We start from the raw sequence: 14415 nt of genomic DNA on the forward strand, positions 1-14415 counted from the left end.
AGGTGATTTAAGGAAACATGCTGCAGGGGGATCAAATCCGGCATGTCTATCAAGGCCAGTATCTATCACCTGACCCACTACACCTATGACCGTCCCGTCAGGCTGTCGCCGCAGATCATCCGGCTGAAGCCCGCCGCTCACTCCAAGACAAAGGTCATCAGCCACTCGCTGAAGGTCTCGCCCGGCAACCATTTCGTCAACCTGCAGCAGGACCCCTACGGCAACTACCTCGCCCGCTTCGTCTTTCCCGATCCGGTGAGCGAGCTGAAGATCGAAGTCGATCTCGTTGCCGACATGACGGTCTACAACCCCTTCGACTTCTTCGTCGAGGAAGAGGCCGAGCATTGGCCCTTCGCCTACCCCGAAGAGCTCAGCGACGATCTGAGGATCTACATGACTCCGGAGCCGCTCGGCCCGGCGCTCTCGGCCTTCATGGCAACGGTCGACCGTTCCCGCCAGCGCACCATCGACATGGTCGTCGGGCTCAACGCGCGTCTGCAGCAGGAAATCGGCTATGTCATCCGCATGGAGCCGGGCGTGCAGGACCCGGAGCAGACGCTGACATCGGCGAGAGGATCGTGCCGCGATTCCAGCTGGTTGCTCGTACAAATCCTGCGCAATCTCGGCTTCGCCGCCCGCTTCGTCTCCGGCTATCTTATTCAGCTGACACCCGATCTGAAAGCCCTCGACGGCCCCTCCGGCACCGACCACGATTTCACCGACCTGCATGCCTGGGCTGAGGTCTATCTGCCCGGCGCCGGCTGGGTCGGGCTCGACCCGACCTCGGGCCTCCTGACCGGCGAAAGCCACATTCCGCTCGCAGCAACGCCGCACTATCGAAACGCCGCGCCGATCTCCGGCGGCTTCTTCGGCGATCCCGAGACCCGAACCGACTTCGCCTTCGACATGAAGGTAAAGCGTGTCGCCGAGCACCCGCGCATCACCAAGCCGTTCTCTGACGAGAGTTGGGAGGCGCTGAATGCGCTCGGTGAAAGCGTCGACCGGGTGCTGCAGGAAAACGACGTCCGCTTGACGATGGGCGGCGAACCGACCTTCGTCTCGATCGACGATTTCGAGGCGGAAGAATGGAACACCGCCGCCGTCGGCCCGACCAAGCGCGAGAAGGCGGACGATCTCATCCGCCGGCTGCGCGAGCGTTTCGCGCCCGGCGGGTTCCTGCATTACGGCCAGGGCAAGTGGTATCCCGGCGAAAGCCTGCCGCGCTGGACCTTCTCGCTCTACTGGCGCAAGGACGGCGTGCCGATCTGGAGCCGGCCCGATCTCATCGCCGAGGAAGCCGGCCGGCACGACGTGACCGAAAAGGATGCCGAACGCCTGCTGCACGCGATCGCCGGCGAGCTCGATGTCGCGGCCGAGATGGTGGTGCCCGCCTTCGAGGACCCGGCCGAATGGCTCTTGAAGGAGGCGAACCTCCCGGACAATGTCGATCCCGCCAATTCGAAGCTCAAGGACCCGGAGGAACGCAGCCGCATGGCACGTGTCTTCGAGCGCGGGCTGACGACGCCGACCGGCTACGTTCTGCCGGTCCAGGCCTGGAACGCCCAGGCCTCCGCACGACAATGGATGAGCGAGAAGTGGAGCACCCGCCGCGGTCGGCTTTTCCTCGTGCCGGGCGATAGCCCCGTCGGCTATCGCCTGCCGCTCGGCACTCTGCCCTATATCGCGCCCTCGCAGTTTCCCTATATCCACCCGCTCGACCCGACCTTGCCGCGCGACGACCTGCCGGATTTCTCCGAGGAGATCAGCCGGCCGCAACAGGCACGCTTCCAACCCTTGGAAGCGCCGGAGACACCGCTGCCGGTCGCGCGGGACGAAATCGCCGGCCTGGTGCGCACCGCCATCAGCGTCGAACCGCGCGACGGCAGGCTCTGCGTTTTCATGCCGCCGACGGCAAGCATCGAGGAGTATCTCGACTTGATCGCGTCTGCGGAACGCGCCGCTGCCGCCATTGGCCTGCCTGTGCATATCGAGGGCTATGCCCCGCCGCAGGACGAGCGCATCAACGTCATCCGCGTCGCACCTGATCCCGGCGTGATCGAGGTCAACATCCACCCGGCCGCCCATTGGCGCGACTGCGTCGATATCACGACCGCGATCTACGAGGAGGCGCGCCAGAGCCGGCTCGGCGCCGACAAGTTCATGATCGACGGCCGCCACACCGGCACCGGCGGCGGCAACCACGTGGTCGTCGGCGGCGCCAATCCCAATGACAGCCCGTTCCTGCGCCGCCCGGATCTCTTGAAGAGCATGGTGCTTCACTGGCAGCGGCATCCCTCGCTTTCCTACCTGTTTTCCGGCCTCTTCATCGGCCCGACGTCGCAGGCGCCGCGCATCGACGAGGCCCGCCACGACCAGCTCTATGAGCTCGAAATCGCGCTGGCGCAGGTGCCGATGCCCGGCTCTGCAACGCCGCCGCCCCTGCCGTGGCTCGTCGACCGGCTGTTCCGAAACCTGCTCGTGGATGTCACCGGCAACACCCATCGCGCGGAAATCTGCATCGACAAGCTGTTCTCGCCCGATGGCCCGACCGGCCGCCTCGGCCTCGTCGAGTTCCGCGGCTTCGAGATGCCGCCGAACGCCCGCATGTCGCTTGCCCAGCAATTGCTGGTGCGCGCGCTCATCGCCCGCTTCTGGAAGCACCCGGTCGACGGCCGCTTCGTGCGCTGGGGCACTACGCTACACGATCGTTTCATGCTGCCGCATCATGTCTGGCACGACGTTCTCGACGTGCTCGCCGACCTCAGAACCCATGGCTTCGATCTGAAGCCGGAATGGTTCGAGGCCCAGCTCGAGTTCCGCTTCCCCTTCTGCGGCGAGGTCGAATACGAGGGGGCAAAGCTCGAAATCCGCCAGGCGCTCGAACCCTGGCACGTCATGGGCGAACAGGGCGCGATCGGCGGCACCGTGCGCTATGTCGACAGCTCGATCGAGCGCCTTCAGGTCAAGCTCGATACCGCCAATCCCGAACGTTACACGGTCGCCTGCAACGGTCGACCCGTGCCGCTCACACGCACCGGTCCGAACGGCGCGGCGGTGGCCGGCGTGCGTTACAAGGCGTGGCAGCCGGCGTCCGGGCTGCACCCGCTGCTGCCGGTCAACACTCCCCTTACATTCGATATCTATGATACATGGTCGAATCGGGCGATCGGCGGTTGCATCTACCATGTCGCCCACCCGGGTGGGCGCAACTACGACACGTTTCCGGTCAACGGCAACGAGGCGGAGGCGCGGCGCCTGTCGCGGTTCGAGCCTTGGGGCCATACGCCCGGAGGCTACCCGCTGCGCCCCGAATGCCCGTCGACGGAATTCCCGATGACGCTTGATCTCAGGCGTCCACCAGGAGCGTAAATGCCGAAGAAGCAGACAGCCGCCGCAAGCCATCCGGGCACCGACGACGATCCGGTCTTCGGCTACCGGGCCCTATCGGGCATTGCCGACGAAATGCTCGACCAGGAAGGCAATGTCCGCCCGGTCTGGCAGCGGCTGCTCGCGACGCTTGGGCGGCTCGACGAGACCGAGCTTGCCAACCGCTTCGCCCGCGCCGACCGCTATCTGCGCGATGCCGGGGTGTTCTATCGCGTCTATGGCGCCAAGGAGAGTTCCGAGCGCAGCTGGCCGCTGTCGCACATTCCGGTTCTGATCGACGAAAAGGAATGGGCGCACGTCTCGCAAGGCCTGGTGCAGCGCGCCGAGCTGCTGGAAAAGGTCGTCGCCGACATCTATGGCGAGAACCGGCTGGTGCGCGAGGGGCTGCTGCCGCCGGCGCTCGTTGCCTCCAATCCGGAGTTTCTGCGCCCGCTCGTCGGCGTAAAGCCCGCCGACGGCCACTTCCTGCATTTCGTCTCCTTCGAGATCGGCCGCGGCCCCGACGGCAACTGGTGGGTGCTGTCCGATCGCACCGAGGCGCCCTCCGGCGCCGGCTTCGCCCTGGAAAACCGGGTCGCGACCACGCGCGCCTTCTCCAATCTCTACGCCGAAAGCCACGTCCACCGGCTGGCCGGTTTCTTCGGCGAGTTCCGCGACACGCTGCAGAGCCGCCGGCTGCATCCGGACGACCGGATCGCCGTCCTTTCGCCGGGGATCGCCAACGAGACCTATTTCGAACATGCCTATATCGCCCGCTATCTCGGCTTCATGCTGCTTGAAGGCGAGGATCTGACCGTGGTCGGCGGCCGGGTGATGGTGCGCACCGTCGCTGGCCTGAAACCCATCGGCGTACTCTGGCGCCGGCTCGATGCCGCCTTTGCCGATCCGCTCGAACTCAATCAGTCCTCCCATATCGGCACGCCCGGCATCGTCGAGGCGCTTCGCGCCGGATCGGTCTCGATCGTCAACGCGCTCGGCACCGGCATCGTCGAAACCCGCGCTTTCCTCGCCTTCACGCCGGCGATCTGCCGTCATCTGCTGGGCGAGGAGCAGAAGCTGCCCTCGATCGCCACCTGGTGGTGCGGCCAAAGCGCGGAACGCGAACAGGTCGCCGCCAACCTCGACCGCATGGTCATCGGCCCCGCCTACCAGACCCGCCCCTTCTTCGACGACAATGGACAGTCGGTGCTCGGCCGCACGCTCGATGAGAAGGCCCGGGCCTCGATCGCAGACTGGCTTTGCGCCGAGGGCGGCAAGCTCGTGGGCCAGGAAGTGGTCACGCTTTCGACCACCCCCGCCTGGGTGCGCGGCCGGCTGACGCCACGGCCGATGAGCCTGCGCGTGTTTGCGGCGCGCACCCGCGACGGCTGGCAGATCATGCCGGGCGGCTTTGCCCGCATCGGCTCTGGTGACGATGTCGCTGCGATCGCGATGCAGGCGGGCGGCACCGCCGCGGACGTCTGGATTGTCAGCGACCGGCCGGTCGAGCGCACGACGCTGCTTCCGGCCGAGGAGAGCTTCACCCGCAACATGCCGGGCAGCTTGCCGAGCCGGGCGGCCGACAATCTCTTCTGGCTCGGCCGCTACATCGAGCGTGCGGAAGGGGCGCTTCGCATCCTGCGCGCCTGGCACGGCCGCTTTGCCGAAACCGCCGATCCGGACCTGCCGCTCCTGAAGGATGTCGGCGACTATCTCGCCGCTCTTGACATCGATGCGCGCCAGCCGGTGCCCGACAGCCTGCTTGCCAATATCTCCAGCGCGCTCTTCAGCGCTGGAAACATCCGCGACCGTTTCTCTCCGGACGGCTGGCTGGCGCTGAACGATCTGTCGCAGACGGCGCGCAAGTTCCACGCGACGGTGCAGGCCGGCGACGACGCGACGCGGGCGATCACCGTGCTCCTGCGCAAGCTCGCCGGCTTTGCCGGTCTCGTGCATGAAAACATGTACCGCTTCACCGGCTGGCGCTTTCTTTCGATCGGCCGCTACATCGAGCGCGGCCTGCACATGACGCGGCTGCTCGGCCACATGTCGGGGCCGGACGCACCCGACGGCGCCTATGACATGCTCCTCGAAATCGGCGACAGCGTCATGACCCACCGCCGGCGCTACAATGTCAGCACCGCCGCCTTGACCGTGACCGACCTCCTGGCGCTCGACCCGCTCAATCCGCGCTCGGTGCTTTACCAGTTGAACGAGATCAAGACCGAGGTCGAGCTCTTGCCGAACGCCTTCGTCAACGGACAGATGTCCCCCTTCTACCGCGAGGCGATGCGGCTGCATTCGGGCCTGGCGGTGATGACACCGGAAGCCATGAACCTCGGCGTCTACAATCGGTTGGAGCGGGATCTCGAAAGCCTGTCCGATTTGCTCGCACGCACCTATCTCGGCTAGCCATGCTTTACGACATCAGCCTGAAGATCACCTATGACTACGAAGTGCCGGTGTCCGGCGGCCGCCACCTGGTGCGTGTGCTGCCGGCGACGCTGCCGGGCCGCCAGCGTCTCGTCGTCGGCTCGCTCAGCTGCCATCCCATGCCGGCCGAGCGCACAGAGAGCATCGACTTCTTCGCCAACCCGTTCACGTCGATCCTCTTTCGCAATTCGCATGCCGACCTGACGATCCGCATGCAGGCGCGCGTGCAGGTGGAGGCCCAGGCCTTGACCGCGGACTTTTCCCCCGACCTTACCGGCCTGCCGGCAGAGCTTGCCGCCTGCTGGTCCGTCGATGCCGACGCTCCGCACCACTTCGCCGGCCCGAGCCCGCTCTTGCCCGAGGCCGCCGAAATCGCCGCCTATGCGCGTGACACGGTCACCGACGGGATGACCGTGCGCCAGATCGCCGTCGCACTGTGCGACCGCATCCATCGCGACTTCACTTATGACGGCGAGGCGACGACCGTGAACACGACGCCGGCAGAAGCGTTCAAGCTCAAGCGCGGCGTCTGCCAGGACTTCGCCCATGTCATGATCGTAGCGCTCAGAAGCCTCGGCATCCCTGCGGGATATGTTAGTGGATTCTTAAGGACGATCCCTCCGCCCGGCAAGGAACGCCTCGAAGGGGCCGATGCCATGCATGCCTGGGTGCGCGTCTGGTGCGGCACAACCGCTGGGTGGCTCGAACTCGATCCGACCAACAATATTCCGGCTGGAACCGACCATATCGTCGTCGGCCATGGCCGCGACTATGGCGATGTCGCGCCCGTCATCGGGGTCCTGAAAAGCTACGGCAGCCAGACGACGAAACAGGCGGTCGACGTCATTCCGGTACCGTGACCCGATTTGGCACAGGCCAGTTCCCGCTTCAGGACAGATCGGATGCCGCAAAACCCCTTACAACAACTGGTTTTCCGGCGATCCATTAAAATTGCACGGATTGCCGGAACGATATCGTAAGCCATCGCCGCTATTGATGCCCCCAAGCTTGCAACGTGTTCCTTTGGGGTGTGCAAAGATGGGAAGACGATACACGGTAGGCCGGTCCTTCGTAGCCATGCTCAAGGACCGGGGTGGCAATTTTGGTGTGATGGCTGCACTCGCGGCGCCATTGGTCTTGGCAGCCGGCGGCGTCGCCGTCGATCTGGCCACCATGATGACGACGAAGAACCAGATGCAGGATGCGGCCGATGCGGCGGCTCTTGCGGCTGCGTCGGCATTGGTTGCCAGCAAGGATGGACTGACGCCCGAGAAGGCCAAGGAAATCGCCTTGAACTTCCTGAAGGCACAGTCGACCGCAAGTTCGACGGATGTGCCCGGCGGCAACGACCCGGGCATGGGTACAGCCTCGGCGGGCGGCGTGACCGATCCGACGGAGACCCAGGTTCAGCCGACGGTCGACATCGTTACCACGCCGGTCGGCAAGAGCGACAAGGCCTTTAAGGTCACGATCGTCAACAAGCAGACCATTCAGCTCAACCCCATGACGCGATTGCTCGGACAGAAGTCCGTCAATCTGGAAACGGTTGCCATCGCCGAGAGCGCGACGGAAACCAAGAACGCCATGTCGATGTATCTCGTGCTCGACCGCTCGGGCTCGATGGCGTTCGCGACGAACGTGGAAAAGAAGCCGACGACCAGCTGCGTCAACTGGAACTCGGACAATTGGGGCAAAAGCAACGTCAAGGCGTCCACCCCGTGCATGATTGACAAGATCACGACCTTGAAATCCGCGGTTGAGACGTTGCTGAAGCCACTGACCGAGATGGACCCCGATAAGAAGTATGTTCGTGTCGGCGCCGTTTCCTATAGCAGCTCCATCTTCGCGGAAGAGAAACTGGCCTGGGGCACGACGAAGGCCAGCACCTACGTCAAGAACCTGGAGGCGAACGGCGGCACGGATTCGAGCGGCGCCTTCGCCAAAGCCGTCGCGGATCTGAAGCTCAAGAGCGAGAACGACGCGCACACGGCTTCCAACGGCCTGACACCGAAAAAGTACATCGTGTTCATGACCGATGGGGCGAACACACATTTCGAAGGAAAGGCGTTGACCATCCCGGCGGCGCCAAAGCCGGAACCGGAACTCGACAAATACACGGCCCAGGATTCCAAATCCGACACCGCAACGCTCAAGGCGTGCCAGGATGCCAAGGACGCCGGCATCCGCGTCTTCACCATCGCCTTCATGGCGCCGATCCAGGGAAAGTCGGTGCTCAGCCGATGTGCCAGCAGCGCCGCCGACTACAAGTCGCCGGAAGATGCCGCAGCTCTGGTCAAGGTTTTCGGCGAAATCGGCGCCACGACCTCGGGCAAGATGGCACGCCTGACGCGGTAAGACAGACCACATCGCTGACGATGCCGCCCGGTTGTCTCGGGCGGCATTTTGCGTTTCGGCGGAACGCCTTCTCCACCGTTTGAGGCAAGTCTAATCCATTTAAAAACATCTGTTGCAAGCGCTTCGGATCGATGCATAAATTGCCTTTATCCCCGGTCGGGTCCGGCCTGCGATCTCCCAACGCAAAAGGGTAAAGACAGTTTCATGATGAACAGGCTCTCCACCAACGACGTGCCGCAGCCCGCCCCAAGGTCGTCTGAACCTAGCCAGCTCGCCGTCGAAATCCTCGAACGTCTGAAGTACCGCATCGGCAAAGACCCGAAGGTCGCCAAGCCGCATGACTGGCTGACCGCGGCGATCCTGGTTGCGCGCGACCGCATCACCGACAAGTGGATGGACTCCACCCGCAAGACCTATTCAACCGGTGCAAAGCGCGTCTACTACCTCTCGCTTGAGTTTCTCATCGGCCGGCTGATGCGCGATGCGATGACCAATATCGGCCTGATGGACGAGATGCGCGATGCGCTCGCCTCGCTCGGTGTCGATATCGACGTCGTCGCCCAGCTCGAGCCGGACGCAGCGCTTGGAAATGGCGGTCTCGGACGACTGGCCGCCTGCTTCATGGAATCGATGGCGACCGTCGACGTGCCGGCCTACGGCTACGGCATCCGCTACATGCACGGCCTCTTCCGCCAGCAGATGGCCGACGGCTGGCAGGTGGAGCTGCCGGAAACCTGGCTTGCCCACGGCAACCCCTGGGAATTCGAACGGCGCGAAAGCTCCTACGAAATCGGCTTCGGCGGCGTGGTCGAAACGGCCAATATCGACGAAGAAATCCAGCGCTTCGTCTGGAAACCGGCCGAGCGCGTCATCGCCACCGCCTTCGACACGCCTGCCGTCGGCTGGCGGGCAAAACGCGTCAACACGCTGCGCCTGTGGACCGCGCAGCCGATCGACCCGATCCTGCTTGCGGCCTTCAACGCCGGCGACCACATCGGCGCGCTCAAGGAAAGCAACAAGGCCGAAAGCCTGACCCGCGTTCTCTATCCGGCTGACGCCACGCCCGCCGGCCAGGAACTGCGGCTGCGCCAGGAATATTTCTTCTCGTCGGCCTCGCTGCAGGACATCCTGCGTCGTCACCTGCAGCAATATCCCGATTTCAGCTCGCTGCCGGATGCCGTCGCCATTCAGCTCAACGACACCCACCCGGCCATTTCGATTGCCGAACTGGTGCGGCTGTTGACCGACCTGCACGGTCTCGATTTCGAGCAGGCCTGGGACATCACCCGCCGCACGATCTCCTACACCAACCACACGCTTTTGCCCGAAGCGCTCGAAAGCTGGCCGGTGCCGCTGATCGAACGGCTTTTGCCGCGCCACATGCAGATCGTCTATGCGATCAACGCCAAGATCCTGATCGAGGCCCGCCGCCAGAAGGGCGCGACGGACGACGAGATCCGCAACATCTCGTTGATCGACGAAAGCGGCGAACGGCGGGTGCGCATGGGCAACCTCGCCTTCGTCGGCTCGCACTCGATCAACGGCGTTTCGGCGCTGCACACGGAGCTGATGAAGGAAACGGTGTTTGCCGACCTGCACAAGCTCTATCCCGACCGCATCAACAACAAGACCAACGGCATTACCCCGCGCCGCTGGCTGATGCAGTGCAATCCCGGTCTCTTCGGACTGATCCGCGAAGCGATCGGGGACGAGTTCATGGACAATACCGAGGCGCTGCAGGCGCTCGACGCCTTCGCCGACAAGGCGGATTTCCAGGAGCACTTCGCCGCGGTCAAGCGCGCCAACAAGGTGCGCCTTGCCCAGCTCGTGCAGAGCCGTCTCGGCATCCGGCTCGACCCGTCGGCGATGTTCGACATCCAGATCAAGCGCATCCATGAATACAAGCGCCAGCTCTTGAACATCATCGAAGCGGTGGCGCTCTACGACCAGATCCGCTCGCATCCGGAACTCGACTGGGTCCCGCGCGTTAAGCTTTTCGCCGGCAAGGCGGCGCCGAGCTATCACAATGCCAAGCTGATCATCAAACTCGCCAACGACGTCGCTCGTGTCGTCAACAACGACCCGGCGGTGCGCGGCCTCTTAAAGATCGTCTTCGTGCCGAACTACAACGTCTCGCTTGCCGAGATCATGGTCCCCGCTGCCGACCTTTCCGAGCAGATCTCGACGGCCGGCATGGAAGCGTCGGGCACCGGCAACATGAAGTTCGCGCTGAACGGCGCCTTGACGATCGGCACGCTCGACGGCGCCAATGTCGAAATGCGCGACTGGATCGGCGAGGAAAACATCAAAATCTTCGGCATGACCGCGGAAGAGGTGACGCGCGCACGAGCCGAGGGGCACAATCCGCGCGCCATCATCGAAGGCTCGCGCGAGCTGTCGCAAGCGCTGCAGGCGATTGCCTCCGGTGTCTTCTCGCCCGACGACCGCAACCGCTTCGCCGGCCTCATCGAGGGCCTCTACAATCACGACTGGTTCATGGTCGCTGCCGATTTCGAAGCCTACGCCAAGGCGCAGCGCGAGCTCGACCAGCTCTGGACGACGCCGTCCGACTGGCAAGCACAGGCAATCCGCAACACGGCACGGATGGGCTGGTTCTCGTCCGACCGCACCATCCGGCAATATGCCGGGGAAATCTGGAGAGCCGGATGACGTCTTCGGCCGGCAAGGACCCGGAACCCGCAGCTTCAGGTCTGCTGTCAGCGCCGGATATCGCGGCCATCCTCTCGGGCACGCACGAGGATCCCTTCGCGGTTCTCGGCGTGCACCCCGCCGGCAAGGCCATCCTTGCGCGCTGCTTCATCCCCGATGCCGAGACGGTGACCGTAGAGACGCTTGCCGGCAAGGAACTGGGCACGCTCGAACGGCGCGACGATGCCGGTTTCTTCGAGGGACCTGTCTCCCTGAAAAAGCCGCAGCCGGTGCGCTACCGCGCCCGCAATCAGGGCGGCGAATGGGTGGTGGTCGATCCCTATAGCTTCGGGCCGGTGCTCGGGCCGATGGACGATTACTACATTCGCGAGGGCTCGCATCTTCGGCTGTTCGACAAGATGGGCGCCCATGCGATCGAGCATGACGGTGCCCATGGCTATCATTTCGCCGTCTGGGCGCCGAATGCCAAGCGCGTTTCGGTGGTCGGCCAGTTCAACGACTGGGACGGCCGGCGGCACGTCATGCGGCTGCGCGCCGATACCGGCATCTGGGAGATCTTCATTCCCGGCGTTGAAGGTGGCCTTGCCTATAAATACGAGATCCTCGACCGCAACGGCACGTTACTGCCGCTGAAGGCCGATCCCTTTGCCCGGCGCTCCGAGCTGCGCCCCAACACCGCCTCCGTCACCACGCCGGAAATCGCGCAGGTGTGGGACGACGAGGCGCACCGCAAGCATTGGGCGTCTGCCGACGCGAGGCGCCAGCCGATCTCGATCTACGAGGTCCATGCCGGCTCCTGGCAACGCCGCGACAATGGCGACATGCTCTCCTGGGACGAACTTGCCGACCGGCTGATCCCCTACTGCGTCGACATGGGCTTCACCCATATCGAGTTCCTGCCGATCTCGGAATTTCCCTTCGACCCGTCCTGGGGCTACCAGACGACCGGCCTCTATGCGCCGACCGCCCGCTTCGGCGAGCCCGAAGGTTTCGCCCGTTTCGTCAATGGCTGCCACAAGGTTGGCCTCGGCGTCATCCTCGACTGGGTACCCGCGCATTTCCCCACCGACGAGCACGGGCTGCGCTGGTTCGACGGCACCGCGCTCTACGAACACGAAGACCCGCGCCAGGGCTTTCATCCCGACTGGAACACGGCGATCTACAATTTCGGGCGTCAGGAAGTGTTGTCGTTCCTCGTCAACAACGCGCTCTATTGGGCGGAAAAATTCCATGTCGACGGACTGCGCGTCGATGCGGTCGCCTCGATGCTCTATCTCGACTACTCGCGCAAACATGGCGAGTGGGTGCCGAACGAGTATGGCGGCAACGAGAACCTCGAAGCGGTTCGCTTCCTGCAGACGATGAACACCCAGATCTACGGCCTGCATGGCGGCATCCTGACGATCGCCGAGGAATCGACCTCCTGGCCGAAGGTCTCGCATCCGGTTCACGCCGGCGGGCTCGGCTTCGGCTTCAAGTGGAACATGGGCTTCATGCACGACACGCTGCAGTATCTGTCGCGCGAGCCGGTGCACCGCAAGTTCCACCACAACGACCTGACCTTCGGCCTGCTCTACGCCTTCAGCGAGAACTTCGTGCTGCCGCTCTCCCATGACGAGGTCGTGCACGGCAAGGGTTCGCTGATCGCCAAGATGGCCGGCGACGACTGGCAGAAGTTCGCCAATCTCCGCGCCTATTACGCCTTCATGTGGGGTTATCCGGGCAAGAAGCTGCTGTTCATGGGCCAGGAGTTCGCGCAATGGCGCGAATGGTCCGAAGACCGCGCGCTCGACTGGAACCTGCTCGAATACCACCTGCACGAAGGCATGCGGCGGCTGGTGCGTGACCTCAACGGCACCTACCGGGCCAAGCCCGCCCTTCATGCGCGGGACTGCGAGGGCGAAGGTTTCGAGTGGCTGCTGGCCGACGACCGCGACAACTCCATATTTGCCTGGCTGCGCAAGGCGCCCGGCGAAAAGCTCGTTGCCGTCATCACCAATTTCACCCCCGTGTACCGGGAAAGCTACGCCATCCCGCTGCCGGTCAAGGGTCGTTGGAAGGAGATCCTGAACTCCGACGCGGAAATCTACGGAGGAAGCGGCAAGGGCAACGGCGGCGCCGTTTTTGCCGAGAAGAACAGCACAGGAGCGATCATGGCCAACATCACCCTGCCGCCGCTGGCGACACTGATGCTGGAACAGGAGTAATTTATCCGATCCGCCAGCCGAAGGGGCGGGCGGGAGACTGCAAAAATCGAGGGCCGCAAGGCGTCGCAGAAGGCCGCCGTGACGACCCCTTGAGGTCAATGAATGGGGAGGACAAATGGTGGAAAAGCGTACGCAACCTCTGGCACGTGATGCCATGGCCTATGTTCTCGCCGGCGGTCGCGGCAGTCGCCTGAAGGAACTGACCGACCGACGGGCGAAGCCGGCGGTCTATTTCGGCGGCAAGGCTCGTATCATCGACTTCGCGCTTTCCAATGCGCTGAACTCCGGTATCCGCCGCATTGGCGTCGCCACCCAGTACAAGGCGCATTCGCTGATCCGGCACCTGCAGCGCGGCTGGAACTTCTTCCGCCCTGAACGAAACGAGAGCTTCGACATCCTGCCGGCCAGCCAGCGCGTTTCCGAAACGCAATGGTACGAAGGCACGGCTGACGCCGTCTACCAGAACATCGACATCATCGAGGACCATGGCGTCGAATACATGGTGATCCTTGCCGGCGATCACATCTACAAGATGGACTACGAACTGATGCTGCAGCAGCACGTCGATTCCGGCGCCGATGTCACCATCGGCTGCCTCGAAGTGCCGCGCATGGAAGCGACCGGCTTCGGCGTCATGCATGTCGACGAGAAGGACCGCATCATCGCCTTCGTCGAGAAGCCCGCCGATCCGCCCGGCATTCCCGGCAATCCGGAGATGGCGCTTGCCTCGATGGGCATCTACGTCTTCCACACGAAGTTCCTGATGGATCTTCTGCGCCGCGACGCCGCCGATCCGAAATCGAGCCGCGACTTCGGCAAGGACATCATTCCCTACATCGTCGACAACGGCAAAGCCGTCGCCCATCGCTTTGCAGAGTCCTGCGTGCGCTCGGATTTCGAGCGCGAGGCCTATTGGCGCGACGTCGGCACGATCGATGCCTACTGGCAGGCCAATATCGACCTCACCCATGTGACGCCGGAACTCGACATCTACGACAGCACCTGGCCGATTTGGACCTTCGCCGAGATCAAGCCGCCGGCCAAATTCGTGCATGATGACGAGAACCGCCGCGGCTCGGCGACGTCGTCGCTCATCTCCGGCGACTGCATCATCTCAGGCGCCGCCCTCAACCGCAGCCTGTTGTTCACAGGTGTGCGAGTAAATTCATATTCCCGTCTGGAGAATGCCGTAGTTCTTCCCGATGTGAAGATCGGTCGCCATGCGACGCTGCGCAACGTGGTCATCGACAGCCGTGTCGTGATCCCGGAGGGCCTCGTCGTCGGGGACGATCCGGTGCTCGATGCCAAGCGTTTCCGGCGCTCGGAAAACGGCGTCTGCCTGATCACGCAAACGATGATCGACAAATTGGGAATGTAGGCACTT

7 protein-coding genes are annotated in these 14415 nt (G+C 63.7%); all 7 read left to right on the plus strand.

Annotated elements, in window-relative coordinates; translation table 11 throughout:
• The first annotated feature begins 42 nt into the window (after positions 1-42).
• The 7 genes from ACIQUG_RS28235 (at position 43) to glgC (ending at position 14409) form a co-directional block, all read left to right on the plus strand.
• The gene (locus ACIQUG_RS28235; RefSeq protein WP_402325553.1) at positions 43-3369 is read left to right on the plus strand and encodes a DUF2126 domain-containing protein; all 3327 of its coding nucleotides are present in this window, start codon (positions 43-45) and stop codon (positions 3367-3369) included.
• Positions 3370-5778 carry a circularly permuted type 2 ATP-grasp protein gene (locus tag ACIQUG_RS28240; RefSeq protein WP_402325554.1) on the plus strand — a complete coding sequence of 803 codons (2409 nt, stop codon included), beginning with the start codon at positions 3370-3372 and terminating at the stop codon, positions 5776-5778.
• Positions 5779-5780: 2 nt separating this feature from the next.
• On the plus strand, positions 5781-6659 hold the full coding sequence (locus ACIQUG_RS28245) for a transglutaminase domain-containing protein (protein WP_402325556.1): 879 nt from the start codon (positions 5781-5783) through the stop codon (positions 6657-6659).
• A 217-nt stretch (positions 6660-6876) separates the two neighbouring features.
• Positions 6877-8154 (plus strand): pilus assembly protein TadG-related protein, encoded by a 1278-nt coding sequence (locus tag ACIQUG_RS28250; protein ID WP_402325702.1) that lies wholly within the window; start codon positions 6877-6879, stop codon positions 8152-8154.
• A gap of 204 nt (positions 8155-8358) precedes the next feature.
• The gene (locus ACIQUG_RS28255) at positions 8359-10824 is read left to right on the plus strand and encodes a glycogen/starch/alpha-glucan phosphorylase (protein WP_402325558.1); all 2466 of its coding nucleotides are present in this window, start codon (positions 8359-8361) and stop codon (positions 10822-10824) included.
• Positions 10821-13031, plus strand: coding sequence for a 1,4-alpha-glucan branching protein GlgB (gene glgB, locus ACIQUG_RS28260; RefSeq protein ID WP_402325560.1), 2211 nt, complete (start codon positions 10821-10823; stop codon positions 13029-13031). Before ACIQUG_RS28255 ends, glgB begins: the two co-directional genes overlap by 4 nt.
• Before the next feature lie 115 nt (positions 13032-13146).
• Positions 13147-14409 (plus strand): glucose-1-phosphate adenylyltransferase, encoded by a 1263-nt coding sequence (gene glgC, locus ACIQUG_RS28265; RefSeq protein ID WP_034786853.1) that lies wholly within the window; start codon positions 13147-13149, stop codon positions 14407-14409.
• Positions 14410-14415: the final 6 nt, after the last annotated feature.

It is taken from the genome of Ensifer sp. NPDC090286 (assembly GCF_044769565.1).
GTDB lineage: Bacteria > Pseudomonadota > Alphaproteobacteria > Rhizobiales > Rhizobiaceae > Ensifer.

What these genes read in the sequence shown, in the direction of transcription:
- ACIQUG_RS28245 (WP_402325556.1), top strand. Translation starts at nt 5,781, where the DNA reads ATGCTTTACGACATCAGCCTGAAGATCACCTATGACTACGAAGTGCCG.
- ACIQUG_RS28235 (WP_402325553.1), top strand. Translation starts at nt 43, where the DNA reads ATGTCTATCAAGGCCAGTATCTATCACCTGACCCACTACACCTATGAC.
- glgB (WP_402325560.1), top strand. Translation starts at nt 10,821, where the DNA reads ATGACGTCTTCGGCCGGCAAGGACCCGGAACCCGCAGCTTCAGGTCTG.
- glgC (WP_034786853.1), top strand. Translation starts at nt 13,147, where the DNA reads ATGGTGGAAAAGCGTACGCAACCTCTGGCACGTGATGCCATGGCCTAT.
- ACIQUG_RS28240 (WP_402325554.1), top strand. Translation starts at nt 3,370, where the DNA reads ATGCCGAAGAAGCAGACAGCCGCCGCAAGCCATCCGGGCACCGACGAC.
- ACIQUG_RS28255 (WP_402325558.1), top strand. Translation starts at nt 8,359, where the DNA reads ATGATGAACAGGCTCTCCACCAACGACGTGCCGCAGCCCGCCCCAAGG.
- ACIQUG_RS28250 (WP_402325702.1), top strand. Translation starts at nt 6,877, where the DNA reads ATGCTCAAGGACCGGGGTGGCAATTTTGGTGTGATGGCTGCACTCGCG.